The sequence below is a fragment of the Marinomonas phaeophyticola genome, assembly GCF_026966905.1.
Taxonomy (GTDB): domain Bacteria; phylum Pseudomonadota; class Gammaproteobacteria; order Pseudomonadales; family Marinomonadaceae; genus Marinomonas; species Marinomonas phaeophyticola.
Map to the genome: position 1 here is coordinate 106,239 of NZ_JAPUBN010000010.1, position 26,922 is coordinate 133,160.

The window sequence follows — 26,922 nt, forward strand, 5'->3', positions numbered from 1 at the left end:
ATCTTGCTTGCTTATTTTATAAATGAGATAAAATATCGATATCGGCAGAGTATTGTTCGTTATTCTGCTTCTTGTGGGGTTTTGTGTTTTTCTGCATAAGTTAATAGGAATAGCGCTAAACTGCTCATAATTAGAAAGCCTACCGTCATAGGCAGTGTGCTGCCGTCATAAAGCTGTCCTATAATCGTGCCTATAATCAGTGACATAATTGAGGAGGTTGAACCTATAATAGCGGAAGCAATACCTGCAACGTGTCCCATTGGCTCCATAGCCATGGCGTTTAAATTGCCAAAAATCAAGCCAAAGCTAAAGAAGAGACTGCCAGCATATAACATAAACATCCATAATTGGACTGTTATAAAAAGCTGTACAATGAAGAAAATCAAAGAGCTTAAAATGATGGCTTTAAAGGCTCGAGAGGCAATTAAATGCATTCCAAGACGTTGTACAAATTTAGAATTCATTAAAGAAGAAAAGCCCAATAATAGGGCTAATACACCGAAATACACACTGAATAATTTGCCCGTTCCAAATTGTTCTTGAAATATTTGAGGGGACGAGTTTAAGTAACCGATTAAACAACCAAATATCATTCCCATGGCAACGGTTAAACTAGTAGTGGGTTTGTTGGTCATCACTTCTTTAAAACCGTCAAAAAAACCCTTTTTTGTAAAAGGTATACGCTTCGCCTTTGGTAAGGTTTCATCCAAACGGGTGAATATCCAGACAAAAATGATAGACGCGTACACTAGATACATGACAAAGATTCCTTGCCAGTTAGTGAAAAGCAAGATGACTTGACCTATAGATGGCGCTAACGCTGGTACTAAAATAAAGATCATCATTACTAACGACATGATTTTTGCCATATCTCTGCCTTTATACTGGTCTCTCACCAGAGAAATAGCCGAAATATAGGGTCCTGCAACGCCAAGGCCTTGAATGAATCGGCCGATAAGTAGTGTGTCTAAATCGGTCGACATAAAACAAAAAATCGTACCGAAAACATAAACGACCAAGCCTACATAAAGGATGGGTTTACGACCTGTAGAGTCGGAGAGTGGGCCACAGATTAATTGTCCTAATGATAAGCCTAAGAATAATGCACTGATAACCAATTGAACACGGTTCGTATCTTCTATCATAAAGTCTTTAGCAATAATGCCTAAAGCAGGTAGTAGAGCATCGATAGATATCGCAACAATGGACATCAGTGTCGCGGTAAGAATAGTAAACTCCATAGCCGAGAGACGGCTTTTATTAGGAGTAGAAACGTCGGGTGTCGAATAGGCAGTCATGTCACAATCCAAGTGATTTATATAGACTTGGATTATATGATGTTATTGTGCATATATTATGATTTTTTCTCTAAAGATCGAATTAATGCTCGTAGTCGTGCAGGCTTGGCCGGTTTTTGCATATAGACAATATCGAGCTCTTTACAGAGTAAGATTAATTCCTCATCTTGAACCGCAGTAAGCAATACTGCAGGTATGCTTAGAGAGGTTCTCTTTCTTAAGGTTGATATCAAATCAAGACCATTTTTATGTTCCCCAAGTTGATAATCAACTAGTAATAAGTCAGGAACGCCTTGGGAACTTAAACAACTAAAAGTATCAGAATAACAGCGGACATCACAATGCCATTGGTTCATGAGAGTTTGCATGGCATCCAGATTATTTTTGTCGTCATCTATACACCAGATAGAGCAAGTAGGTTGATTGGATTTCTCTTCATAAGTTTGTATTTCTGACTCAGTTGGCAGCACGGTTTGCTGTTTTGCTAAAGGTACGGTAATACTGAAGCAGCTTCCCTTATGAGGAGTGGAATTGAGTTGCATTGTCAGACTCAGTGCTTTTTGCATCCTTCTAACTAACCCTAATCCCAACCCAAGGCCGGGTTCTTGGGTATTTTTCCAACGATAAAAATCTTCGAATACTTTTTCTTGTTCTATTGTAGGAATTCCTATACCGGTGTCCCATACTTGAATGCTGATATGATCTTTTTCTTTTTCTACAGGCAATCAATACTTTACCCGTTTGAGTATATTTAACGGCATTAGAAACAAAGTTTTGGACGATACGTCTTAAATAAACTGGGTCTGTATGAACATAGCCGTGTTGCATTCGAGTACGAATCTGTAAGCCTTTTTCATTAGCAATAACACTAAACTCATTGATAACGGGTGTCAGTAATTCTTCAAGAGAACAGTCTTTGAGTCTTGGTTTAACCGCTCCTTGGTCTAATCGAGCAATCTCTAGCAGTGTCGATATTAATGTTTCAGTGGACTGTACGGATGCGGTTAATTTATCAAGCGTAGATCGTGTTTCATTGTCTAATGGAGATGAATGTAATGCGCCCAAATAGAGGCGAGCCGCGTTTAATGGTTGTAAGATATCATGACTGGCTAACGCTAAAAATTCTGTTTTATCTATATTCGCCTTTTCGGCTTCGGCTTTTGCTTTCATTAACTCTTTTTCAGCCGTGGCTCGCCTTTCAATTTCTTGATGTAATTCTCTATTAATACTTTGTACTTCTTGAGTGCGGGCAACGACGCGTTTTTCCAAATCGATATTGGCTTCTTGTAACGCTTGTTGGCTTTCAATATGTTCGGTGACATCGGTAAAACTGGTGACAAAACCACCATTTGGTAAGGGGTTCCCCACCATTTCAATGACACGACCACTGGAACGTCGGCGTAAAAACCTATGAGCGGTTCCTTTTCGTAAATGCTCAAGTCGTTTGTTTACCAAGGCGTTGACTTCACCAACACCACATTCTCCTCGGGACGCATTAAAGCGAATAAGCTCTTCAACCTCTAGGCCTACTTTTAACATGCCTTCTGGATAAGGATAGAGAGTGGTGTAGGTTTTATTCCAAGCGACCAGTTTTAAATCTTTATCAACAACGCTGATGCCCTGATCTAAATTATCCATAGAGATAAAGAGTAAGTTTTGATTGAATTGAATGGCTTGGGTTGTCTCATCAAGATAAGTGACGATTTCTTCAATATTGATTTGTTTGTCAATCAAGAGAGAATTGATAATGGTCCGAGCAGAGGAGCCGCCAAGAACACCACCTAGAATACGTTCACAATAATCAATAAATAGCCTATTTGGGGTGGCTCTTGGATCGAGTATTTGTACCTGATCTTTTTCAAACTCGGAGAGTACCTGTTTAGAGCGATTACCGCCTAAAAAGGTTTCTAGTAAAACGATTAGGTCACTATTCACCGCCTTACTTTTAGGTTTGAAAAAACGGTTTTCTAATTCCGCATTTGGGTTAACAAAGGCGGTCGCTTGGATTCGGTCAACCAATCTTTCATTGCCTAAAAGTGAACCAACTATATAGCCGAATACATTGGCCACTAAACTAATAAAAGCGCCATAAATAATGATATCCGTACGTGATTCAATGTCAGTTATCGCCCATGACACATTATTGGTAAGGGGGATAAACATCCATAATAACCAGCATAAAAAACCGAGTATTAACCCTGAATAGACACCTGTAACATGGCCTTTTTTCCAGTAGAGACCGCCGACTACTGCCGGTATCAATTGTAATACTAGAGAAAATGCAATGAGCCCAGTGCCAGCCAAAGGCTCATTGTTGGCCATTTCCTGATAATATAGATAAGAGAGTACTAATACTCCTGTTATGACTAAGCGACGGATCATAAGTATTTGTTTACGATAAAGTGGGATCGCTTGTTGTTGTGACGTTGCTCGTGCTAATAACAGAGGCAAAATGACGTCGTTACTGATCATGATACTTAATGCAAATGTAGCAATAATGATCATGGCGGTTGTCGCTGATATCCCTCCTAAAAATATTAACATTTCAATAATGATGTTGTTGCTATTAAGGGCGAATTGGATCACATAGGTGTCCGCATTGACCGAGTTTCCAAAGAGGCTTTGGCCAGCAATGGCAATTGGGGGAATAATCAAGGCAAAAATAAGTAAGTAAAGAGGGAAGACCCAACGGGCCATTTTTAATTGTTTTTCATCCTGATGATCGACAACGGTGACATGGAACTGTCTAGGTAAACAAATGACAGCCGCTGCCGCCATTAATGTTTGCATAATGAAAGAAAAAGAGAACAGATTACTAATCTCCCAAACGCTAAAGTCGATCGTATCAAAAGACTGGCTCTGCTGTTCGCCTGTTAAGGTGACCACGGCAAGGAAGCCAACAACCAAAATGGCGAATAGCTTAAAAAGAGATTCAGATGCAATCGCAAGCATCATACCTGATCGGTAATCCGTTACTTCCACTTTTCTCGTTCCAAATAAGATAGCGAAGACACCGACTAAGACTGTAGCCACTAGGACGATGATATTTGGTGAAGTATCGTGCTGATTAACAAACAAGGAAAAATTGGAGCCGATGGCTTTTAGTTGTAAAGAAATGTAGGGGATAATAGCTAGCAAAGCGATTAATATTACAAGCGGAGCGGTAAGAGGGCGTTTGCCATAACGAGATGAAATAAAATCCGCAATGGAGGTGATATTTTGTTTGCGGCTAACTAAGGTCAGCTTTTTTAAAAAAGGGAAAGCAAATAAATACAGTAAAATAGGACCGATAAAAATTGGTAAGTAGTTCCAACCAGATCTCGCCGCTTCACCAACAGTGCCGTAAAAGGTCCATGCGGTGCAGTAAATAGCTAAGGAGAAGCTATAGACTATTGGGCTGCGAGTCAGTTTTTTGATTTTCGGCTGTTCTTTGTCTCCCCAAATAGCGATCCAGAAAAGGCCAAGAATATAGAGGACCGCTAAGAATATCCAAAGAAAAGTCATAGTACTTTATCCGTATAAAGCATGTCTTTCACACTGAGAAACAAGAATGAGAAAGCGACATGAGAACGCGAATACTGCGTCATTAAAATAAGTTATTCTGCCGAAAATGAAAAAAGCGACAATAAGACTTTAGTCTCTTGCCGCTTTAATAAGCAAGGTGTTTTAATGCTATGATGACGAATATCAAGTGCCTTGGGTGTCCTTTGCTAACGTGAATTCTCTCAGGCTTTCAAAATCGTCATTAAAAGGTTGATGGCATCGCTTGAATTTCTGCAAATTAACGTCAGTAATAAGCTGTTTAGAGAAGCTTAGGTAAGACTTCCATAATCCTATTTTTTCTTGTTCCGTTAACGCTTCAGTGAATTTGATCTCTGACTGTAAGGCATCGAAAAGTGATTGAGTAGATAAGCTACTCCCTTGGAAAAGCCATAAATCACTTTTGTCGTTATATTGATAATAAGGCAGTAACTTTATGCCATTCTCGGCAACAAACTCAACGGCTTCGAAGAGAAAGTTTACTTCTTCTTGGGAAAGAAAGTAGTTTAAATTAAAGCGTGCCCACCCAGGTTTAAGAATTAGATTACCGCCACTAAGAGCGAATGTAATCGCCGCTGATTTTTGATCGTCTATCCCGAGTAATTCATGTCCATAAGGACCTGCACAAGAACATCCACCACGCATCTGAATGCCAAACAAGTCATTTAATAGCGCTACAATATAACCGTGATGCAAGTAACCTGTTGCCGTTTTAATTCTAAAGGAAGTAATCGTCAGTCGGTTTTTTGTACTGGCACCGAGTATTTCGATATTAGGATGATTTCTCCAACGGTCTTCAAGTTGGTTGACATACTCTTGTTCTAGGCTTTCAATGTATTCGGCCCCTATATCTGACTTCACTTTAAACACCATGCCAGCACGAATAGACTCAATAATATTGGGAGTGCCTCCTTCCTCTCTTCGAACGCCAACCGGTAGATAGCTGTGCTTATCATGGCTGACAAAAGAGACTGTGCCACCACCGACTGTTGAAGGAATGGTGTTTTTTATCAAATGCTTCTTAATGATTAAAATACCGGGTGTCCCAGGACCTCCAATAAATTTGTGGCAAGAAAAGAAAATCGCATCTTTATACGCTAAGGCCTGATTATCAGCAGATAAATCGGATACATTGGGGTTCATATCTATTTCAACATAGGGTGCGGCGGCGGCAAAATCCCAAAAAGAAAGAGCTTGGTGTTTATGCAATAAATTTGTGATTGCAGTTTGGTCTTCTTTTATTCCTGTGACATTGGATGCAGCAGAAAAGCAGCCTATTTTTACCGGCACGGCTTGGTAATGGATGAGTGCGTCTTCAAGGGCTTTTAAATCAACGCCTCCTGCTTTGGCTTCGGGAATTCTGATCAGTTTCACTTCGGCCTCTCTCCAAGGTAGATCATTTGAATGATGTTCATAGGGGCCAATAAATACAATGGGTTTGATGCCATGTTGCGTAGTCAAGAGAGGGATATTCAGCATGGATATGAGTTTGTTAATCGCGGCCGTAGCGCCCGAACCACAAAAAAGTATCAGATCCTCATCTGTGGCATTAACCGACTTTTCTATAATGTGGCGGGCATCCTCACGAAACTGAGTGGTTTGCTTGCCTGTAATAGTTGATTCCGTATGCGTATTAGCATAGTAAGGAAGTACGGAATGAAGAATGGCCTGCTCAATAAAGTGTAGGCTTCTTCCCGATGCGGTGTAATCCGCATAGGTCAATTTACGTTTTCCAAAAGGGGTTTGGATAAACGTATTATCACCAATAACGTTTTTTCTAAGGTTCGCGATTAAGGCGTGTTTTTGTTCTTGCTGCGTATCGTTCATAGACCGTTTCTCTTATAGAGAGCTACGGCTTACTCAATACGGTGGAAAGCGGTAGCTCAGTGGTATATTTTATTTGTTCCATTGCAAAATTTGAGGTCACATCTGTTAGGGATGTTTTTTCTATTAGTTTTTTATAAAAGCGATCATAGGATTGAATATCGCTTACTAACACTCGTAATAGATAGTCGTATTCTCCAGCCATTCGGTAGAACTCAATCACTTCTGGAAACTGAGATACTACGTCTGAAAAGGTTTCTAACCAGTCTTTTTCGTGGTGATTCGTTTTTACTTGAACAAAAACAGAAACATTAAGATTCAGCTTATTACTGTCCAATAGCGCGACTCGTTTCTTTATATAGCCTTGTTGTTCTAGCTTTTGAATACGTCTCCAGCAAGGCGTTTTTGAAAGGCCTACTTGCTGAGCTATTTCGTCGATAGAAATACTATCATCATGTTGAATTAAAGTAAGTAGTGCTATGTCAGTGGAATCCATAACGATTAATTTCCAAATTTATTGATTATTATAGGATTATGTTTCAAAACTCTAAGTCTTTGTTAAGATTGATGCAACTTTATTTTAAGGAAGGCTTTTTTTAGAAATTTAATTTTTTTTTGCTGTAAAAATTTTTTGTTAAAAAGATCGAAAAATTTTTCATAGAACAAAAAAAGCACCTCAACTGAGATGCTTTTAGGGAAATTATAATGTTTTTCTAGAAATATGTTCTACGGCGTTAACAAGCTGAGAGCTCTGGTATTGGATATGTTTGCTTGAGCTTGAACACTAACAGAGGATTTCTCCAAGATACTTTGAATGATCTGATCTGATACTGTTGCTGCATAATCCGTATCTTTAATACGAGATCGAGCGGCTGTTTCATTTTCTTGAGCATTCAGTAATGAGTCCACCCGGCTACTAAACGCATTTTGCTGAGCGCCGTATTCCGATTGGATTACACCTATGTTTTCTAGACTGGTGTCAATCGACGTTAAAGAGGTGGTTAAAGAGGCTAGGTTGGTAAAATCCACATTATATAAACCTGCTGTGTTTAACTGTGAGTCGACATTGTAAGTGTCTACATCAATGTTATTCCCCGATTCAGCGCCAGCTTGGAAAGAAAGACTGGAGTCTTTGGTTAATAGCTCTTCTCCACCAAAGGTTGTACTGCTTATGGTGTCTTGAATACTTTGTAGAATACCATTTGCTTGTTGTTGAATGGCCGCTCTATCATTGTCATTCAGAGTGCCATTTCCTGCTTGAATCCCTAATTCGCGTAATTGTTGTAAATTATCATTGATTTGATTCAAGCCTCCACTTGCTGTTTGCAATAAAGAGCTGCCATTAATAATGTTTGAAACCGCTTGATGGTTGCCATTTATTCCAGAGGTTAAACGATCTGATATTTGCAGACCTGCCGCATCATCAGCAGCACTGTTAATACGGCTTCCGTTTGAAAGTTGCTCATTTTTCTGAGAAATTCCAGTAGATACACTGCTGTTTACAAAGCTCGATACAGAGTTGATTTGGATGCTCATGCTGATAACCTCCTGAATAAATATTAACCTAGTATAGTACTAGGTTAATAAAATAACAAAATAGAGCTAAAGGTTTTTGAATATTGTCCGAGGGCATGATGAAATGACTCGGCTATCTTATGTGATAACACAGTTTTTCTTAAGGAACGAATCCTGAAACTATACTGCAGTTTGTTGAGTGTCTAGTTCAGATGCCTTTTTTGAGGCTAATAACCGTCTTATGTCTTCTTGAATCATAAGAAGGATAGGGATCAAAATTAAGGTGATAACGGTCGCAAATAAAATACCATAAGCTAAGGATACCGCGGCTGGAACTAAAAACTGTGCCTGTCGAGATTCTTCTCCCAATATAGGTATCAGGCCTGCAAAGGTAGTGAAAGAGGTTAGTAATACCGCTCGTAAACGACTGGTACACGCTTCTGAGACGGCCTGGGTTATGTGACTTGTTGATTTTTTGATGTCATTAAAGCGTGAAACTAATAACAAACTGTCATTTACCACCACACCACTTAACGCAATGATGCCATTGAGTGACAAAATGCCTAATGAAAGATCGTTAAACCAATGGCCAAGTAAAGCGCCAATGATTCCAAATGGAATAACCGTCATAATAATAATCGGTTGGCTGTATGACTTTAGCGGTATGGCTAGTAATCCATAGATAATCAGAAGGGCGATGATAAACATCTCTATCATAGACGATTGTGTTTCTTCTCTTTCTTCCGCCTCCCCTGAAAAGTAGATGTCTACCCCTGAAAACTGTTTTTGCATTTTCGGTACTACGGCGCTTTTTAAATACTCAACTACTTCTGTTGACGTCATTTCATCTTTATTAACTTCGGCAGAAAGGTATTCTGAGCGCTTGCCATTAATTCGGGTAATACTTGTGTCTGCAGATTGCATTTCCATATCAGCAACAGCTGATAAAGGAACTCTAGTGCCATCAGCCAGTAGTATTTTGGTGTCAGACAGTTGTGATGGACTTTGTTGGCTTTGAGTTAGATAACCAATACGAACTTCAACTTCATCATTATCTCTTTGGTAGGATTGAATTTCGGTGCTAGAAAAGTAACCTAGGACCTGATTGGATAATTCTTTCGTATTGAGTCCCATTGCACGGCCTTGTTCATTAAGCGTGAGGCTAATTTGTGGGTCTTTTGGGGTTTTATTTTCTTCCACACCACTAACCGCTGGTAATGTTTTTAATTCGCTTAACATCGCTTGAGTTGCCGCAGATAAGAGGGTTTGATCATTGCCTCTTAACTCGACTCTAAGTGCATCTACGGTTTCTCTGGAACTACGAATACGAAGGTTTTGTACTCCTTCTGGTTGGCCAATTTGTCTTTGCCAAGCTTGCGAGAACGCCTTGGCGGAATAAGGTGCATTTACCGCGAGTTCAACTCTCAGTGCTCCTGCTTGATCACTATTAGAAGACACTTGTAAGTTTGCAATACCACTCTCTTGTACGTCACTTTTTTGGGTGAGCTTTTTGTCTGTTGCGTAGGCTTGTTTTTCTAATTGCAGCAAAACCGCATTGGTTTGACCATAGCTAGCATCGTTAAACATAGTAACATTGGCACGAATGGTATCCCCAGGAATCTGCGGAAAAAAGCTCATTCTAATAGCGCCCGTAAATGGCATAGAAACGACTAAAATAAAGACGCTGATAAAAAGTATTAAAACGGCATAGCGATACTGCAGCGCGAGTACAATCGCGGGTTGATAAATCCGTTTTGAAAACCAATTGAGACCAAAGTCTGCTGTATTTTGCACCGTACGCCAAATAACGATAAGGGGGTTGTTGCTGTTTTTTCTCTGGGTATTTAAGTGAGCTAAATGTGCTGGTAAAATCAGCTTTGATTCAATGATAGATAAGACTAAGCAAATGGCGATAACCAGACCAAACTGTGCATAAATTTGCCCTAGTCGACCTTCAATATTGGACAAGGCCCAAAAAGCCGCAATCGTTGTAAAGACACCGAATAAAGTGGGTACAGCTACTTGCATCGTTCCTTTTATGGTATTCGAAAGTGTGTCTCCTTCTTTGGCACGAACAGAATAGATATTTTCTCCGACCACAACGGCATCATCGACAACGATACCAAGAGCCATAATAAAGCCAAACGTAGTGAACATATTAAGGGTCAAAGCGATAGAGTCTGTCCCCATAATAAATAAGGTGCCAAAGAATATAAAAGGCAACCCCATTGCGACCCAAAAAGCGACGGTAACGTTTAAAAAAATAGCCAATAAAATAAATACCAACAGTACGCCTGTAATTGCGTTGTCTACCATCAACTCAAGTCGTTGGTTGATGGTTTCACTGCGATCTTCCCAATAACTAAGTTGCATATTTTTAGGCAAGCGACCAGAGGATAGCCATTGATCGACGACTTCTTTGGCGGCAAGTGCCGATTCAGAAATATCATCCTCTCCGGTGGCTATGATTTGTAACGCTAAACTGTTTTGGCCATTGAAACGAGAAAGAATAAAGTCGTCTGTATTAAAGTTGTCACTTATATGAGCGATTTCTCCTAGGGTTATTTGTCCTCCTGTTGCTAAACTTTTAATTGGGATAGAGGAGAATTCACTGGCTATATAAGCTTGATCAGATGATTTTATTTTAAGGTAAATATCCTCATCTCGTAATGAAGCCACTTTAGCCGGGCTGGATTCTTGGTTAATTTTAGTAACAACATCGTTGAGTGATAGGTTATGGCTTTGTAATTTGAGTTTATCAATCTCGATTGAAATGATGGGATCAAGCATCCCTGAGGTTGTTACTTGACTAATATTATTATGATTTAAAAGATCGGTTTTTAATTCTAAGGCGAGTCTTTGTAGTGTACGCCGATCGGCTTCGCCATAAATCTGTAGCCAAATAGCATGAGATTGGCGTGTCGCTTTACTCACAACCGCAGGGTCTGCATCCTCAGGGAAAGAACGGATGGCATCCATTTTATCTTTGACATCTTTTTCCAGTAAATTGATATCATAATCTGTTGTTTTTTCTAAACTTACTCGAACCCCGCTAGAGTTGGAGGTCGTGGTAATATTTTTAATGCCAATAACACTTTCCAACTCTTGCTCTATGGTGATGGCGATGCCTTCTTCTGATTGCTTTGCTGAGCCAGCATCAAAGTTAACAGAAATATTGACTCTATTTGGTTCTAAACTCGGGAAGGTCTCTTTATTCAGATCCCCAACGGTGATTACCCCTAAAATAATAACTAGGAAAAGTAATAGATTTGCGGCCACTGGGTTAGAGGCAAACCAAGGAATGACACCTTTATGTGTTTCTGATGAGCTCATTTAGGGGCAACCTCCAGTGGGTTAACAAGTGTCCCTTTCACATAGCTGTTATACGGTTTTATAAGCACTTTTTGTACGCTTTGATTGAGCGTCTCAGGTACCTTGATATAGATGGCGTCACTGTCTGCAAAGGCTGGCAATGTGGAGAAGGCTTGTAGTCTACTTTCTTTGTCAATGTACCAAATTTCACTGTTTTGCCTGAGTGATGAATTCGGCAGGCGCCAGAGGTTGGAAAGCGGTTTACCAGTAACGGTAACTTCAACAAAAAGGCCTGGGAGTAACTTTGGAGACAAGTCTAAAGGGGTGTCTACGGCGATCACTAAATGGCGCATTCGGGTGACAGGATCAATGTGATTCGCGGCTCTTAGTACATAACCTTGCCATGCAGAGGATTGATCAACAGCTTGAACAAGGACGGGCCATTTAGTATCAATCATTATTTCTGGAGAGGGGAGTTTTTGCCAGTCGCTACTGGATAATGGCAAATTAATCTCGATACGGTCCGTACTGTATATGGTTGCAACAAGAGCACCAGCCGAAATTTGGGTATTGGGTGACACTTTTCTCTCGACAATCAGGCCATTAAAAGGCATTTTCACGGATAGATTCTCTATGTCATCTAGCGCCTCAGCCACCGCACTTTGAGCTTCCTGTAGAGTTCGTGTGGCGACAGCAAGTTGTGGCTTTCTTAATACCAATTCTGAGTCAGGATCACCTTTGAGCCCTGCCGCTTGCCACTCGGTTTCAGCTTGATCCGCTAAGCGCTCTTCTTCTTTTAATGTGAGGATGGCCTTGGCTTGCTGATTTTTCGCCTGGCTTAATTTTGAAGTCAATTCGATATTCGAAAGCTTTATTAATTCAGTGCCGTGATTGAGCCTATTGCCTATTTCAAAATTGGCATTCATTTGTTTAATGTCACCACTTACTTTAGAAGACAAATCCAACTGAAAGCGTGCTGCCGTAGTTCCGCTAGCGGTTAGTTTTGCCGTGTGTTCTTGGGCCGTGACCGAGAGAACAGAGACATCTAATACTTGCTCTTTTGCTGGAGGACGCGGCTTGGAAACTTTCTGATTCTTAGCTTCGATTGCACTGGTTACGTATAGATAAATACCTCCTAGTAGACAAAGCATTAAAATGAATAGAATCCATTGTAAGTAGCGTTTCATTTAAAGACGATCTCCTAAAACGGTTGCTCCACTTAGTCCAAGTGCTAAGCCTAGGTCAATTCGATTTGATAGCCGCTGAAAGAGCAGTCCTTCTAATTCGGCTTCTAAGTTAAATGTATTTTCTTGAGCATTTATTAGATTACTCAGGTCAACTAAACCTGAACGATATTTTTTTCTGTATTGCTGAAGACTTTTTCTCGAGTTATTTAAGGCATTTTCTATGTGTTTTTGTCGGCTTTCCAATGAACTTTCCAGACTGATGGCATTTTCAACTTCAAATAAGGCATTGGATAACACCTCTCGATAGTTTTGATAAGCTTGTGCTGTTTTTAATTCGGCAATTTTTATGTTTGTCTTCAGTTGTCCCTGTTGAAAAATGGGGGCGCTTAACTGCCCTAATAAAGACCAGACAGGGGAGGTAAACAATGCATTTTTGAGAGAGGAATCAGTATTACTTAGTGACGCTTGTAAATTAAATGAGGGCAGCAAGGCTTTATAGGAAATATCGGTATTCAATTCATTTATTTTTATATTGATGAACGCAGATCTAAGGTCTGGTCGTCCTTGAAGGTCTTGTAACCCAAACTTTGATAATGGGGAAATGATATCAGGATAATCTTTACTAATTAATCTTTCTGGAAGCATGTCGAGCGAATCGCTTAAACCAAGATATAAACTTAAGGTTCGTTTTGTTATCGCTAAATTTTCTTTGTCATTTGAGAGTGTAGATTTTGCTTTCTCACTGGCCGTTTGAGCGGTATTTTTATCCTCTAATGACCCTAAGCCACTTTTGAATTGCTTTAATACAAGTAACGAATTTTTTTCTAATAGATCAACTCTTTGAGTATTAATGTCAATAATTCGTTGTTGGTAAACTTGCTGTAACCAATTTTTAATGATTTTTGCTGATAAACTGTCTTGCGCCGCTTCTAAAGAAACGAGATTTTGCTGATATAAATGAACACTGACTTTCTCTTCTAATGCGAGTTTTTGCCACAAGTCCGCCTCCCAGCGGACTGTCACACTCGGATTAAACGTAAGGTTGCTACCTTCCGATTTATTGGCATTAACGTTGGCGTCGAGTGTTGGTTGGGTGTTATTTTGTGTACTTTTCACTCGTTGGGATTGTATTTCAGCTGTTAGCGCATCTTGTAATAAGTTTGGATTATTAGCATGAGCAAATTGAATTAGAGGTATTAATTCAGGAAGGTCAATTAAATCGGTTAATTTTTTATTATTGTTTTCATCATCGTATTCTGCCTCATCATCCCATAAGTAATGATTTTCTAAAATCTCGGTTGTGCTTGAATGGGCTTTTTCTGTGAGTGTATTTGAGCTATTGCTACTGCAAGCAGACAGAAAGAATGATGCAATAATGAATGAGTACCATTTTACAGGAGTTTTCATGCTCGATCTCTATTAAGCAATATTAATATGACTTTTATAAGACCACATTATTAGCGAAGATTTAGGATGATTAATAGAGACTTTATAATTTATTTACAAATAGTGTCTTAATATACAGAGTTAACTATATTGTTTACTGTACTTATTGATGACATAGGCGAGTTTTCTAACGCCATTTTCACGATCAGCGATACTCTGATCAGAAAAGTTAAGACGCATGCAGTTTCGGTATTTTCCTGTAGAAGAAAATAACATACCTGGTGCAATATTTATTTTGCACTCTCGCCCCATTATCGCAAGCTTAGCCACATCGATATTGTCGTTCAACTCAACCCATAAAACAAAACCGCCTTTAGGATAGCTAACTCGAGTTCCTTTTGGTAAATAGGTTTGAATGGCGTCTAGAAAGTGATCTCGACCTTGTTGGTATTGCAGCCGCATCCTGCGGACATGACGCTCGTACCCCCCTGTTTTTATAAAGTCAGCCATGGCTATTTGAGGCAAGGTAGGGCACATGGAGCTGCTTACATATTTAATATGAGTGACCTTGTCCCTATAGCGACCAGGAGCGATCCAACCGACTCGAAGGCCTGGTGCAACACTTTTTGAAAATGAAGAACATAATAATACTCGGCCATCTTCATCAAAAGATTTAATACTCTTTGGACGTGGGAAATCATAGGAGATATCCCCGTAAACATCGTCTTCTATAATTGAAATATCATAACTTTGAGCCAGTTTATAAAGACGTTCTTTTTTTGCTTCAGAGAGTGAATACCCCATTGGGTTATTACAAGTTGGAGTAATCAAGATGGCTTTTATCGGCCATTGATCTAATGCCAGCTCTAAAGCTTCTAAACTCAAACCATCTTCAGAGTGGGTGGGGATTTCCATTGTTTTAAGGTTCGCTGCTTTGATGGCCTGCATGGATCCATAAAAGCTTGGTGATTCAATCGCGACAATGTCTCCTGGTTGTGTGACTGCCCTTAAGCAAACAGATAAGGCCTCCTGGCAGCCCGAGGTAACAACGAGATCATCAGGGTGAAGTAAACAACCTGATGCAACCGCTAAACGGGCCAATTGCTCTCTTAGCTCTTCTGAACCCCTAATGTCCCCATAAGGTAACCCTAGGTCTGGCCTATGGCGGCTTAAATCCCCTAGTTTTTTTAGTAGAGGCTTTAAACTGCTCGATTCCATGTCCGGCATGGCGTGCTGTAGTTGTAAAAAACCACTTTCTGATTTGCATAAGAGCAAGTTTAATACTTCTTCCCACTGGGACACTTCCATGGGTCTTTGGGGGGGTCTTGTTGTGGTAGGTAATGGTGTACGAATTTCAATTTTTCTGACAAAGTAGCCAGACTTTGGTTTCGCTTCCACCATACCTTCTAATTCAAGCTGTCGATAGGCTTCTTGTACAGTAGATAGACTGACGCTGTGTTCGTGTGAAAGTTGCCTCACTGAAGGTAATTTAGAACCTACAGGAAAGAAGCCTTGTTGAATGTGTTCTTTTAAGTGGTTTGCTAAGGTTTCATAAAGCGTCATCTAAATGTCCATGAATAGTGTATCTGTATTAACTGTAAAAGAAAAAAGATCGATTTGATAGTTTTAAGCATACAGATTTCGGATATTATTACCATACAGAGTGGTTTTATCTACTTTGTATGGTTTGGTTTTATATTTTTTACATCTGTATTGATTTTTCGTTCTCTTTTAAACTGCTTACCTAAATGAAAGAATTTTCTTAAAGAGGTTAGTAATGTTAATAATAGCGGCATTAAGTCATATCAAAAGCGTTGCCAAAAGGTTTGTAACACGGCAACAATTGAAAAAACTGGATTCATCTCGATACGACGATATAGATATGACTCTAGACGAAATTAATCAGGAGCTAAAGAAAATGAGTATGATGAATTTGTTGTTGGATTTACTGCTGCTTAAAAGGAGGTTATGAATGGAATGGACATTCTTACTATCGGTTGCATTGTTTGCCTTTGTTACTTCGGTAACTCCTGGACCAAATAACATTATGCTGCTGGCTTCAGGGGCTCAGTTTGGTTTTATGCGGACTGTGCCCCATATCGTTGGCATATTATTGGGTGTTGCTATGCTATTAGTGTCTGTTCTGACCGGGTTGGGGGTAATGTTTAATACTTTTCCTATTCTATACGATATTTTGAAGTGGTTGGGAGCCGCTTATTTATTATGGTTGTCTTATAAAATCACCTTTGCTTCTGTAAAGGATGACACGGATAAAAAAGAATTGGCTCCAACCACCCCCTTTTCTTGGTGGCAAGCGGCTTTATTTCAGTTTGTTAATCCCAAAGCATGGATGATGACTATAGGCTGTGTGAGTACTTTCAGTATGGAGGGTGATGCTTATATTGCATCCGCCATTTGGATTGTCGTTTTGTTTGCGTCACTAGGGCTACCTGCAATTTGTTTGTGGGCAGGGTTAGGGGTTTCGATAGGCCGATTATTAACGAACCCTAAGAGAAAACGTTTATTCAATTATGTAATGGGTGGCGCTACAGCAAGTACTCTGCTTATGGTCATTGCTTAATAAAACTTATTAATGGAGCGCTGAGTAATGAGTATGTCGGAGAAAGACTGTGTTATACCTACTCCTGTCTGGAGTGTTTATATTATTCAAACTCGTTTAAATACCCTATACACAGGGGTTACCACGGACGTGGATCGCCGTTTTAAAGAGCATCAAGGCTCCGCAAGAGGGGCTAAGTATTTAAAAGGTAAAGGCCCGTTAGTTCTTATATGGCAGCAAGTAATTGGCACAAAAAGTGATGCGTTGAAAACGGAATATTATATAAAGAGGTTGAAGCGAAAAGAAAAAAGTGCCCTAATTTCTGGTCACTTTTACCTCGATGAAAGCCTTTTTAAATAAGAAATGGCTTATCAATTTTTTCATTGTGGTCATTAGAGTGAATTATTTGGTTAACTCACCCCATTGAGTCAGGCTCTCTTTTAATTGCCCTAGATGATTTAGCCAATAATCTTCAGTAGCAAACCATGGGAAGGCTTTGGGGAAAGCTGGGTCTGCCCAACGATCGAGTAGCCAAGCGCTATATTGTATTAACCGCATGGCTTTTAATGGGTCAATCAAAGGCAGTTGTCTTGTATCAAGCTCTTGATCGCTTTCATAACCTTCGATTAATTCACTTAACTGTTGTTTTTGTTGTGTTATATCCCCGGATAAATGTAACCAAATATCTTGAATTTGAGGCCCTGTAGTACAATCATCAAAATCCAAAAGGTATAATTGATCGTTACTCAACAGTAAATTGCTTCTGTGACAATCACCGTGAATGATTTGCGTGTTCTCAGGCCAATAGTTATGGATAACTTTTTCGGATTTACGAGTGATGTCATCAACTAATGTTTTGTATCTTACCTTCAAACTTGTTGGCATTAAGTGGCTAGTAAGAACTTTCTGAGAAGAGGTTTCGATAATCTCTAAGGGCATTAAGTATTTTCTGTGCTGCAAGCTTAGGCCTTTCATTACTTTGTGCATTTCGCCAATCAGCTCACCGGTTCTGAAGAGATGATCCATATTATCCGCATCCGGTGATTGCCCCGGAACTTTGTTATAGAGACAAAAATGAAAGCCTTTATGTTCAAATAATGTTTTATCATTAAATTCAATAGGTGCGACAACGGAAACACCGGAGGCGACTAAAGCGCGTAATATTGAATGTTCTTCGAGTAATTGTTGTTTGTTCCATCGATCCGGTCGATAAAATTTTGCGATTAATGGTTGAGATTCTTCAATGCCTACTTGATAAACGCGATTTTCGTAACTGTTTAGTGGGTAAATTCGGGCATCAGACCATACTCCAGTACTTTCTACCGCATCTAAAATAAAATCAGGAGTTAGGTTTTCAAAGGGATGTAATGACATAAGATAAATTTCTATAAAAGTTACAGCGTTTTATGGGAAGCCCTGTAACTTGAGCGTAAGTTTAGTTGGGATCATTTAAATACTATAATAACCCTAACATTTTTTTCAGCGTTTTTTCTTGCGCGGCTGAGATGGCGCTGGCTTTACCATTCACAATAAGGCGATGCCACATTAGCCACGCCTTTTTTGCTTCTTCAGGGTACTTTCTAGTTAGCAGTTGTTGGACTTCTAAACGATAGGAGTTTGAAATCGCTGTTGGGTTTTGCTTGCCAATGGTTCTAAGACGTATTAAGGAGCGTTTAAATCTATCCATAAGCTTGCCGTTATCAATTCCATGGGCAAGGCAATCCGTGATCGATTTTAAATGGTCATAATAAATTTCTGCTTTTTCATAGCTGGAATCTCTAGCCAGACGTACAACTCGGGCGAATGATAGTTCTGCCGTTTCCCAGTCTTTCACTTTTTGACTTAATTTCCCAAGACGAGTTGATCTTTCTAACGCTTTTGGTGAAACATCAATGGCTTTTTGGAGTGCCGCTTGAGCATTCTCTGGTTGTTTCAGTTTCTCATACGCATCGGCTAAGAGATCATAAGCAGAGAGGTAATGGCGACTAACGGTGATGGTTTGTTCAAGGTTTTTTGCTGCGGCAGCAACGGCACCCAATTTGAACTCACACTGTGCTATGCCGTAATAGGCCCAAGCAAGGTTTTTATTCTGTTGGAGAATAAGTAAATAATGGACTTTAGCTTCTTTGTATAACCCCCTTGAGTAGAGTGATTCACCGATGATTTTAGAACAAATATTTTTATAAGAAGGGTTTTTCTTCATGATTTTTTTGGCTTCTAACTCAACACCCTCAAAATCTTCTTCCATACGAAGCCTGTTGACGGCTTCAAATACTTTTTTCTGTTCTTGAACTCGCTTTAATCTTCTTACAAAGGCTTCCGGAGGAAAGGGCTTAACGAGATAGCTATCAGGTTGATACTCTAAAACACTGACGACACTTTCGTAGGCGGTATCTGCGGTGATCATGATAAAAATAGTTGAATGATCTAAAGCATATGTTTTGCGCGTTACTTCTAGAATCTGTTGCCCATCAATCGTACCGCCAAGATTGTAATCGGACAAAACGATGTCATAGTGCTTTTGCATTACGGCTTTTAATGCCGCTTGACCTGTTGCTTCGAGATCGATGTCATTAAATCCTAAGCTAGACATTAATGACTTAAGCATAAAGCGCATTTCGGCTAAATCTTCAATAATTAAGATTTTCTTTTTAGCATCGCTTTTAACTTGGCCTTTTTGGTTTGCATCAGTTAAGTCATTAAGATTGGTAAAATCAGGTGTTGTAATATCGTTCACTTAGTTTCCTATTTATCTGTTTACCTAACATAAAAAGCGTATTTTGTTTTTTAGTATAAAAAATATTCAATCCCTTGTTAGGGTATCGTTAGCTCAATGCTAATTTTGTACGTATCGCTTTATTCAAATCGATCAATTTCTAGGACAAAAGCACTACGATATAAGCATTCAATATAATCTTCTTTAAGTGTTATACCATTTGTATTGAATAGAGATCGAATTTTTCTAGTCCCTTTAGGAAAAATTATGTTAATTGGAGTATCTTCTCGATAAAAACCTACCCAGAGAGAAGATTTTGTTGTGGACCCTCTAGACATTAAAACGCTAAGGAAATCCCGCTCTGGCTCATTCCAATCCTCTATTGACATCAATCGACCGTCTTCATTAAACCATTCTATTACGTCTGCTTCTAGATGTTGATAGAGAGGATCATCTGGTAAGTGTGTTTCTGCTAGTATAGGGTGTTGTTTTCTTAATGCTAAGAGCGTGGAAATTGCAGAAGTGATGGCTAGTCTATCTGATGAATGACCCCAATTTAACCATGTGGTTTCATTATCTTGGCAATAGGCATTATTGTTACCGTTTTGAGTGTGAGAAAGTTCATCACCACCTAGAATATGAGGAGTTCCTTGACTAAGCAGTAAGGTCGCAAGCAGGCATAGTTGCTGATTTAAGCGCTGTTGGTTAATGCTATCGTCAGTTGATGGGCCTTCAGTACCAAAGTTTTGACTGATATTATCACCATGCCCATCGCGGTTGTTTTCCATATTGGCAAGGTTATGCCTGCGATGATAAGAGACCAAATCACGTAACGTATAGCCATCGTGGTAAGTTATATAATTTACTGAGGTTAAAGGGCTTTTAGAGCCTTTATGGAAATAATCTCTTGATCCCATTAATCGAGTCGCTAAGGCTTGAGTTTGACTTTCATCACCTCGCCAAAAACGTCTTAACGTATCTCTATATTGATCATTACATTCAAGAAAACCATTTGGAAATTGACCAACTTGATAACCGTTTGGGCCTATATCCCATGGCTCAGAGACTAAGCATACTTTTTGTAAAGTAGGGTCTTGCATAATGGCTTGTAATAGAGGGGCGTTAGGTGAAAATTCATGTTGTGTTCTACCCAGGTCAACGCCTAAATCAAAGCGAAATCCATCAATGCCCATTTCTTCAACCCAATAGCGCATGCTGTCCATAATTAACCTCAAGCTCATTTCTTGAAAGGTGTCAATGCAATTCCCACAGCCTGTGTAGTTCAAATAGCGACCATTTTCATTTCGATAATAAATGGCATTATCTAACCCTTTGTAGCACACACTGGATTGGTGTAATTCACTTTCTGCCGTGTGGTTATAAACAACATCAAGAATGACTTCAAAACCGGCTGAACGTAATCCATCTACCATGGCTTTAAATTCAATAATGGCATCATCAATCGCATAGCTTTTTTCTGGGGCAAAAAAACTAATCGGGTTGTAGCCCCAATAGTTAGTTAGTTGAAGTTCCATTAACCTACTTTCAGTTGCAAAGCTAAAGCATGGCATTAACTGAATGGTGGATACGCCAAGCGATTTTAAATGGCCTAGCCCTTCTTTTGTTACAACACCTAAATAGGTTCCTTTGAGGTGGTCTTCAATACCTAATTGTTGACTAAAGCCTTTAACATGCAGTTCATAGAGACAACGTTGCTGTGGAAGTATCTCTATTCTAGGAGGGCGGTTTTGAGCAGGGGGAGTAAATATTATGGACTTAGGAACACAATGAGCCGAATCTTCGTTATTAATGTCACCATTTAAGTTGATAGTGGACTGATCTGGGTGCCAAGATAACTTTTCAGTGAAATCCTTTGCGTAAGGGTCCATTAATAATTTATTGATATTAAATAAATGGTGATGTTTTGGGTCAAAAGGGCCTTCAGCACGAAACCCGTAGGTATGTATGTCAGATAACCCTTTAATCTCAATATGCCAAATAAATTGAGTTTTGTTTGTAAATGGAAACCTGGCTATTTCAGCATCATTTTCGAATATGCAAAGATACAGCTGAGTCGCGTGTTTAGAGAAAACGGCAAAATTAATCCCGTTCTTGGTTACGCTGGCCCCAAGGGGATTTGGATGACCACGTTCCAAAATAAAATCATTCATTATACAAAATCCAATGATACAGTATGCCTGCTTTTATATTGATTCTTTAGGTGCCCACTTCAAAATAATCGTCGCCAAAGGAGGTATCTGCAGGTTAATACTAAATGCTTTTCCATGGGACGCTTCTCGTTTAGTACGGTATGACGGAGATAGGGGATAATCACTTCCGCTATAAATACCAGCATCAGAATTGAAAATCACCTTAAAATCCCCCTCAATTGGCACGCCTAAGCGATAGTGTTCGTGTGGAACCGGTGTAAAATTGGTTACAACAAGGAGATTTTCTTTACTATTTTTATCTTTTCTAAGGAAGGATAAAATACTGTTTTCACCATCGTCATGGCATACCCATTCGAATCCGTCTCCAGAATGATCTAATCGAAGTGCGGCCTCATTTTTGTAGAGATTATTGAGGTCTCGAGTGACCGATTGTTGACCTTTGTGAGACTCTATATCGAGTAAGTGCCAGTCTAAGGAGCGTTCATGGCTCCATTCTTGACCTTGGGCTATCTCATTGCCCATAAAGTTTAATTTTTTACCTGGATGCATAAACATGAATGCAGTATAAGCTCTGAGATTAGCGAATTTTTGCCACCCATCACCGGGCATTTTTGTAATTAAAGAACCTTTTCCGTGAACGACTTCATCATGAGAGAGTGGTAATACAAACTGTTCATCAAATGAATACACCATACTAAAAGTGATTTCACCATGATGATATTTCCTATGTACAGGGTCTTTCGACATGTAATCAAGACTGTCATTCATCCAGCCCATATTCCATTTAAACCCAAACCCAAGGCCATTCATATATGTTGGCTTGGATACACCAGGGAAGGCGGTGGACTCTTCTGCTATAGTGAAACAGCGGGGGTGATTTAAGTAGACCGTTTCATTGAGCTTTCTTAGGAAAGCAATGGCTTCATAGTTATGGTTACCACCATCCACATTAGGAATCCATTCACCATCTTCTCTTGAGTAATCAAGATAAAGCATCGATGCAACAGCATCGACTCTTAGCCCGTCGATGTGGAACTCTTCAAGCCAATAGACCGCGTTACTAATTAAATAGTTTACAACGTGTTCTTTCCCAAAATCGTAAATATGTGAATTCCACTCAGGGTGCCAGCCTTTCTTGGGATCAGGGTATTCATATTGTGAGGTCCCGTCAAAATTCCCTAATCCGTGGCTATCGGCGGGGAAATGGGCGGGAACCCAATCCATGATGACGCCAATACCTTGCATATGAAAGGCATCTATTAGTGCTTTAAATTCTTCTGGTGTACCAAACCGAGACGTCACGGCATACAATCCCACTGGTTGGTAACCCCAAGAGCCATCAAATGGGTATTCTGTAATCGGTAATAATTCAACATGGGTATAACCCATATCTTTGATGTAGGGAACCAGTTGGTCTTTGAGCTCTAAATAAGTTAAAGGTCCATTTTCTTTTCTACGCCAAGAACCCAAGTGAACTTCGTAAATACTCATTGGTCGTTCGTAGTGGTCAATGTTTTCTTGTTTGACCCAATCATCGTCTTGCCATTGATAAGGTTTATCAAACCAAGTAACACTAGCGAACGAAGGATATTGCTCTATATAACGAGCATATGGATCTGTTCTGTGAGGTAATAGCTCACCATTATTGGCGCGTATTTCATATTTATAGGATTGATTAGGTCCGACATCTGGGATAAACAGTCGCCATAAGCCATCACCGTTGCTTGACATGGGATGGGTTCGTCCATCCCAAGCATTAAAATCACTCACGACGCTAATAGATCGGGCTGCAGGGGCATAAACCACAAAACGAGTACCATCAATGGTGAGCTTTGAATTTATTTTCACACTGACTTTATTTGCCCCCTGATTTTTATAGAGATTAGCCGTATGATGTTCGGAATCAGAAAATGTGGCTTCAACAAATTGGTAAGGATCAACCCTAATTAATTCATGATCTTTAAATACGGCTTTAATTCTATAATTAAAGGCTTTACTTCGACGAGGCCAAGAGAATGTGAAAAGGCCCTCATCAGCGATTTTTGTCATTTCACCTAGGACTTTATCGTCTGCAAGATTAAGTACGGTTACACTTTCTGCGCCTGGTTGCCATATCGTTAAATTAAGCCCTTTTCCTGATGGGTTGGGGTGTAATCCAAGGCACCCAAAAGGGTCGGAACATCTTGCATTCAATAAGTCTTGTAACAGATCCATTTACATCTCCAGCAAAATTTTATTAATGGTTGGAATCAGCATTTTCTTGTTGATTGTGCAGCTTGCTGACCGCCCAACGCAAATATTGGTTTACTTTGTTTGGTGTTAATTGGGCAAAATCATCAAGGTTTGCATTCATTGTATGATTCGAACTAGAGTGTTTTAAGTTATGCTGCTTAGCAAAATCTTCTGCCGCGTGGCTGACTAAAACAGGTAAATTTACCGCGTGCTCAAAAACAGAATGTGGGTGTTGATTACAGAATTGAATAAAAGCATGCAAAGCTTCAAAAATTAAACTTTTATACCAACTAGGATGTATTCCATAGGTCAACGATTCAATTAAGAGAGCAAATGTATCCTCTCCTTTTGTCATTGAATTTAATGTTCGTTGACAGTCGAGACAAGTGTTGCTTTGTAAATCACCAAAGACAATACTATTTGCATGACTTAATGTGTCCCAAAGTTGCCCTAAAAGGCTATCCGGTAGGCTTGTTATCATGCCTTGTTCAACACGCCAATCGAACCAATCAATGTCTTTAAGTTGTGTATCCACACCACTGAAATCAATTTTATTGAAGTCTAACCCTGACGTATCTTTAGGAAATTGTAAATGTTTTTGTTTTAAAATATCACGTAATGCAAAATAGATTTGACTTGGTTCAATATCAGAAAGCACTTCGTAAGCGTCTCTTTCTGCTTCGGGATCAAATTGCCTAGCGCAAAGTTGGACTAAATTAAACAGTCGAATGGTTCTGACACCGGTGAAATAGCTAGGGTGAACTCTTATTATTGTGCCGACTACGGAGATAAGTTCGTGGTTAATTGTCAGAGATAAAGGAGAGGTTGATATTTTCTTTAACAAGTCCAGAATCTCGACTTGATGAAGTGGCTGAGTTATATGGATTTCTGTTTGGTTATTTTCCCCGATGACGAGTTGTCTCTGACGTACGGTAATATCTGCGATGTATGTGGCTAAATCTGTTGTCGGTTCGATCATGAGAGAATAGAGCTGCCTTACCTGTCTCCAGTTCTCTGATAATAATGCTTCAGTGTATACCGAGTTTAATACGCTGTAGGAGGTGACGGCGGGTGTGGACATTGGCACAGTATTCATTAATGCTTTACGCGCACCTAATTCTAATAAGCAACATACTGCATCATTGAGAGTAGGCTGGTTATAAAGTCGTGAGAGCAAGGACTCAGTGGTATCTTCTGAGGCTGAAAATTTGCTAGTGATTTTGTGTTTAGCTAAAGGCCAAGGCGTTTGATTTATAGGGAGATTAGCACCTAAAGAGGAGCCATTTTTACGTGCAATTGTCATACAACGGCGGCTGCCTGATTTATACGCATTTTTAGCCGATTGAGGAATAACTTCATAATCATTTAGTTCATGATTTTGAAGTTTTCTTAAGAACTCAAATAGTTCATCGCTGTTTTTCATTTCAGTGATTGCATCATCAATGAGTACGGTAAAAACGGCATTTTCAGGATAATACCAATTGTTTTTAATCATCTTTAATTCATTGCAAATATGCTCGATAAAGAGCTTTGGATCAACTTTACTGTAGTCTTTATCCTCATTTTGAATCCAAGATAAACAAAGATATTTTTCATCATTAATGTAAAACAGTTGTGAGGTAGATAAACTGTTGAGTGCTCTATTAGGACGACCGCTAAGGCCAAGGTTTTCTGATTCCCCTAAATGACGATATGTTCCAACAAGTTGAGCTGAGCTAATGACTTTGAGCGGCCTGATTTCATCTATGGTTTGGCATAGTACCCCTGCATTCACTATTTTCTGTTTAACATCAGCATTTTGGGCTAATACAACCATGGAGGTACTTACAGGCCCGCGTCGGTATTGAATTTTATGTAGACCAAGTGGGTCTATATCATCTGGAGTGATCAGCTCTTCATCGAGCATTTTCCCAACCAGGTAGAGGCTTTGGGCCCAGACGAGAGGTAAATTATCATTTGGAATACGTTTCTGAGAACCTGGGTTTTCTTTTTCCGCAAGAATGTTTTCTTGTGGTACATAATAAAGTTCTGGCAATAGACGCTGGCCATCTTTTTCTACCATCAAACCTTCTAGTTTTCTACGGTAGTGATTCGCACTTTCCCAGTCCCGTGCAAACAAGCGATCTATATAAAGGTAGGTGAAGAATAATGGCCATTCGGATTCAATATGTTCAAAATTGATAAGTTCATCGTATTCATAATAGATACGGCTTTGATCTTCTAATACAGATTGATGTCCATCCAAAAGAAAGCGTTTACAACCGTATTCACCGCCCAATTTACTGATAATTTCATGGCGAGTACGTCGAGCTAATTTCTCATCGTTTACCGCAAAGGCCGGAAAGCTAATAATACTTAATAATGCACTGTCGACTTCTTTAGAGCGTGATTCTTTCGGTAACAAGGATTGTAAAACAGAGCCCGCACGAGTCACTGCATCAGCGAAAGAGTGAATTACGGCCCATTCGGGGCCCTCTTCTCCAAATAAATTGAGGCCATCTAATGCCTCCATTGCGGCTTTTGCCATACCAACGGAGCTAGCATTAATTTCTTCTTTACCATTATTCACCTTATTACCACGTTCCCAAATCCCAAAATCAGGTGTTCGGTAAGTACGTGATACGTAATACACTAGGTTTTGAATGAAATTTGTTTCATCTCGGGTAAATATGAGCTTACTGCCTGCTTTTGTCATTTGCGCCAGCATTAATAAGTAAAAGCTGGTGGCGTCAATTTGTAGGTGTCCCCAAGCATCGTCAGCAACGGCTTCTAGTCCGGTTTTGGTATCGTATTTTGCATGTAAAGCGTCTTTAGGGTGAAGACTGTATTTGAAGGCTTCTACTTTATGAGATTGTCGCATCATGGCAAATAGCAAACCGCGCATCATTTTTATACAAGAGAACTCTAACTCGTGAGCTCTTTGTTGTGGATTGCCATTTCTTTTATAGGCTAAGTAAAGGGCCCATATTGCTTGGATACTATAGACATTATCTCGTACCCAAGCGTCAGTATAATTACCATGGGCGTTAATGCTGGTGCTCGCCGGAAAGAGTCCTGTTACAGGATGTTGACGAGAGAGAATAACCTGTTGAATATGTTGGTAGAGAGAATCAAGCGTATTCTGATGTCCCGATGTCATTTTTGTTTCCTAATTAAAAGAAAAAGCCATAGCCTTAAGTAA

General features: G+C 39.6%; 18 protein-coding genes. 3 read left to right on the top strand and 15 right to left on the bottom strand.

Annotated elements, in window-relative coordinates:
* Nucleotides 1–59: 59 nt before the first annotated feature.
* The 10 genes from O1D97_RS03170 to O1D97_RS03215 all read right to left on the bottom strand — a co-directional run bounded on the left by O1D97_RS03170 (nucleotide 60) and on the right by O1D97_RS03215 (nucleotide 15,625).
* Nucleotides 60–1,298, bottom strand: coding sequence for a multidrug effflux MFS transporter (locus O1D97_RS03170; protein ID WP_269122747.1), 1,239 nt, complete (start codon nucleotides 1,296–1,298; stop codon nucleotides 60–62).
* Between the two features lie 56 nt (nucleotides 1,299–1,354).
* Nucleotides 1,355–1,969 carry an ATP-binding response regulator gene (locus O1D97_RS03175; protein WP_269122981.1) on the bottom strand — a complete coding sequence of 205 codons (615 nt, stop codon included), beginning with the start codon at nucleotides 1,967–1,969 and terminating at the stop codon, nucleotides 1,355–1,357.
* Nucleotides 1,869–4,802, bottom strand: a complete 2,934-nt coding sequence (locus O1D97_RS03180) for a sensor histidine kinase (protein WP_269122749.1) — start codon at nucleotides 4,800–4,802, stop codon at nucleotides 1,869–1,871. Before O1D97_RS03180 ends, O1D97_RS03175 begins: the two co-directional genes overlap by 101 nt.
* 183 nt (nucleotides 4,803–4,985) lie before the next feature.
* Nucleotides 4,986–6,665: an aminotransferase class V-fold PLP-dependent enzyme gene (locus O1D97_RS03185; protein WP_269122751.1), complete on the bottom strand. Its 1,680-nt coding sequence runs from the start codon at nucleotides 6,663–6,665 to the stop codon at nucleotides 4,986–4,988.
* A 22-nt stretch (nucleotides 6,666–6,687) separates the two neighbouring features.
* The gene (locus tag O1D97_RS03190; protein WP_269122753.1) at nucleotides 6,688–7,158 is read right to left on the bottom strand and encodes an Lrp/AsnC family transcriptional regulator; all 471 of its coding nucleotides are present in this window, start codon (nucleotides 7,156–7,158) and stop codon (nucleotides 6,688–6,690) included.
* Nucleotides 7,159–7,388: 230 nt separating this feature from the next.
* Nucleotides 7,389–8,198 carry a flagellin N-terminal helical domain-containing protein gene (locus O1D97_RS03195; RefSeq protein ID WP_269122755.1) on the bottom strand — a complete coding sequence of 270 codons (810 nt, stop codon included), beginning with the start codon at nucleotides 8,196–8,198 and terminating at the stop codon, nucleotides 7,389–7,391.
* Between the two features lie 159 nt (nucleotides 8,199–8,357).
* The gene (locus O1D97_RS03200) at nucleotides 8,358–11,510 is read right to left on the bottom strand and encodes an efflux RND transporter permease subunit (RefSeq protein WP_269122757.1); all 3,153 of its coding nucleotides are present in this window, start codon (nucleotides 11,508–11,510) and stop codon (nucleotides 8,358–8,360) included.
* A complete protein-coding gene (locus tag O1D97_RS03205) occupies nucleotides 11,507–12,676 on the bottom strand; it encodes an efflux RND transporter periplasmic adaptor subunit (protein WP_269122758.1) in 1,170 nt (389 codons plus the stop codon). Before O1D97_RS03205 ends, O1D97_RS03200 begins: the two co-directional genes overlap by 4 nt.
* Nucleotides 12,677–14,083 carry a TolC family protein gene (locus tag O1D97_RS03210; protein WP_269122760.1) on the bottom strand — a complete coding sequence of 469 codons (1,407 nt, stop codon included), beginning with the start codon at nucleotides 14,081–14,083 and terminating at the stop codon, nucleotides 12,677–12,679.
* Nucleotides 14,084–14,203: 120 nt separating this feature from the next.
* Nucleotides 14,204–15,625, bottom strand: a complete 1,422-nt coding sequence (locus O1D97_RS03215; protein WP_269122762.1) for an aminotransferase-like domain-containing protein — start codon at nucleotides 15,623–15,625, stop codon at nucleotides 14,204–14,206.
* A gap of 214 nt (nucleotides 15,626–15,839) precedes the next feature.
* Here O1D97_RS03215 and O1D97_RS03220 point away from each other — a divergent pair, with 214 nt between their 5' ends.
* From O1D97_RS03220 to O1D97_RS03230, 3 genes are read left to right on the top strand one after another with little or no spacing between them, the layout of a single operon-like run.
* Nucleotides 15,840–16,034, top strand: coding sequence for a hypothetical protein (locus O1D97_RS03220; RefSeq protein ID WP_269122764.1), 195 nt, complete (start codon nucleotides 15,840–15,842; stop codon nucleotides 16,032–16,034).
* Nucleotides 16,035–16,643, top strand: coding sequence for a LysE family translocator (locus O1D97_RS03225; protein ID WP_269122766.1), 609 nt, complete (start codon nucleotides 16,035–16,037; stop codon nucleotides 16,641–16,643). It begins immediately after the preceding gene.
* Between the two features lie 27 nt (nucleotides 16,644–16,670).
* Nucleotides 16,671–16,982: a GIY-YIG nuclease family protein gene (locus O1D97_RS03230; protein ID WP_269122768.1), complete on the top strand. Its 312-nt coding sequence runs from the start codon at nucleotides 16,671–16,673 to the stop codon at nucleotides 16,980–16,982.
* Nucleotides 16,983–17,024: 42 nt separating this feature from the next.
* Here O1D97_RS03230 and O1D97_RS03235 read toward each other — a convergent pair whose 3' ends face one another.
* The 5 genes from O1D97_RS03235 to O1D97_RS03255 form a co-directional block, all read right to left on the bottom strand.
* The gene (locus O1D97_RS03235) at nucleotides 17,025–17,996 is read right to left on the bottom strand and encodes a serine/threonine protein kinase (RefSeq protein WP_269122769.1); all 972 of its coding nucleotides are present in this window, start codon (nucleotides 17,994–17,996) and stop codon (nucleotides 17,025–17,027) included.
* Nucleotides 17,997–18,078: 82 nt separating this feature from the next.
* Entirely contained in the window at nucleotides 18,079–19,359 is a 1,281-nt protein-coding gene (locus O1D97_RS03240; RefSeq protein ID WP_269122772.1) for a response regulator, read from the bottom strand.
* 119 nt (nucleotides 19,360–19,478) lie between these two features.
* Nucleotides 19,479–21,509, bottom strand: a complete 2,031-nt coding sequence (glgX, locus tag O1D97_RS03245; protein WP_269122773.1) for a glycogen debranching protein GlgX — start codon at nucleotides 21,507–21,509, stop codon at nucleotides 19,479–19,481.
* A 33-nt stretch (nucleotides 21,510–21,542) separates the two neighbouring features.
* The gene (gene glgB, locus O1D97_RS03250) at nucleotides 21,543–23,723 is read right to left on the bottom strand and encodes a 1,4-alpha-glucan branching protein GlgB (RefSeq protein WP_269122774.1); all 2,181 of its coding nucleotides are present in this window, start codon (nucleotides 23,721–23,723) and stop codon (nucleotides 21,543–21,545) included.
* A gap of 22 nt (nucleotides 23,724–23,745) precedes the next feature.
* Nucleotides 23,746–26,880: a phosphorylase b kinase regulatory subunit alpha/beta gene (locus tag O1D97_RS03255; RefSeq protein ID WP_269122776.1), complete on the bottom strand. Its 3,135-nt coding sequence runs from the start codon at nucleotides 26,878–26,880 to the stop codon at nucleotides 23,746–23,748.
* Nucleotides 26,881–26,922 lie beyond the last annotated feature (42 nt).

Excerpts from the sequence above, each read along its gene's own strand:
- O1D97_RS03205 (WP_269122758.1), bottom strand. The coding sequence starts at position 12,676 with ATGAAACGCTACTTACAATGGATTCTATTCATTTTAATGCTTTGTCTA.
- O1D97_RS03180 (WP_269122749.1), bottom strand. The coding sequence starts at position 4,802 with ATGACTTTTCTTTGGATATTCTTAGCGGTCCTCTATATTCTTGGCCTT.
- O1D97_RS03220 (WP_269122764.1), top strand. The coding sequence starts at position 15,840 with ATGTTAATAATAGCGGCATTAAGTCATATCAAAAGCGTTGCCAAAAGG.
- O1D97_RS03190 (WP_269122753.1), bottom strand. The coding sequence starts at position 7,158 with ATGGATTCCACTGACATAGCACTACTTACTTTAATTCAACATGATGAT.
- O1D97_RS03255 (WP_269122776.1), bottom strand. The coding sequence starts at position 26,880 with ATGACATCGGGACATCAGAATACGCTTGATTCTCTCTACCAACATATT.
- O1D97_RS03195 (WP_269122755.1), bottom strand. The coding sequence starts at position 8,198 with ATGAGCATCCAAATCAACTCTGTATCGAGCTTTGTAAACAGCAGTGTA.
- O1D97_RS03215 (WP_269122762.1), bottom strand. The coding sequence starts at position 15,625 with ATGACGCTTTATGAAACCTTAGCAAACCACTTAAAAGAACACATTCAA.
- glgB (WP_269122774.1), bottom strand. The coding sequence starts at position 23,723 with ATGGATCTGTTACAAGACTTATTGAATGCAAGATGTTCCGACCCTTTT.
- O1D97_RS03235 (WP_269122769.1), bottom strand. The coding sequence starts at position 17,996 with ATGTCATTACATCCCTTTGAAAACCTAACTCCTGATTTTATTTTAGAT.
- O1D97_RS03210 (WP_269122760.1), bottom strand. The coding sequence starts at position 14,083 with ATGAAAACTCCTGTAAAATGGTACTCATTCATTATTGCATCATTCTTT.
- O1D97_RS03225 (WP_269122766.1), top strand. The coding sequence starts at position 16,035 with ATGGAATGGACATTCTTACTATCGGTTGCATTGTTTGCCTTTGTTACT.
- glgX (WP_269122773.1), bottom strand. The coding sequence starts at position 21,509 with ATGAATGATTTTATTTTGGAACGTGGTCATCCAAATCCCCTTGGGGCC.
- O1D97_RS03185 (WP_269122751.1), bottom strand. The coding sequence starts at position 6,665 with ATGAACGATACGCAGCAAGAACAAAAACACGCCTTAATCGCGAACCTT.
- O1D97_RS03230 (WP_269122768.1), top strand. The coding sequence starts at position 16,671 with ATGAGTATGTCGGAGAAAGACTGTGTTATACCTACTCCTGTCTGGAGT.
- O1D97_RS03200 (WP_269122757.1), bottom strand. The coding sequence starts at position 11,510 with ATGAGCTCATCAGAAACACATAAAGGTGTCATTCCTTGGTTTGCCTCT.
- O1D97_RS03170 (WP_269122747.1), bottom strand. The coding sequence starts at position 1,298 with ATGACTGCCTATTCGACACCCGACGTTTCTACTCCTAATAAAAGCCGT.